Genomic DNA, 416 nt, shown 5'->3' with positions numbered 1-416 from the left:
GCTCTCAGAGCCGGAGCAGCAACGGTTGTCGATACTGATTGAGGAATGGCGTTCCCGACTGTCGGATATCAGCTGGTTTATGCGCGTGTTAAACGAAGCCATTGCCCGCGAGGCGAATGCGGAAGACGACTGTTCCGGGCGATTCTGGGAAGGTCGTTTCAAGTCCCAGGCATTGCTCGACGAAGCGGCGTTACTCAGTTGCATGGCTTACGTGGATTTAAATCCGGTGAGAGCGAAAATTGCCGCGACGCTTGAAACCTCCGATCACACATCCGTTAGCCGTCGAATCAATGACGCAACAACGACGGTAAATACCGATTCCATCGAACGGCAATCTTCCGGGCTTTTGCCATTTGTTGGCCATCCGAAACAACATTCACCCGTGGGTATCCAGATGCCGTTGAGTGACTATCTGG

At 53.1% G+C, this 416-nt stretch carries 1 pseudogene; it reads left to right on the top strand.

What is annotated here, in order from left to right:
• Positions 1-25: 25 nt before the first annotated feature.
• A pseudogene (locus Q4563_RS16485) lies at positions 26-416 on the top strand (transposase); the annotation flags it as partial.

It is taken from the genome of Gilvimarinus sp. 1_MG-2023 (assembly GCF_030548285.1).
The sequence above is the reverse complement of the archived record's forward strand: the minus strand, read 5'-3'. Positions and strand labels throughout refer to the sequence as shown.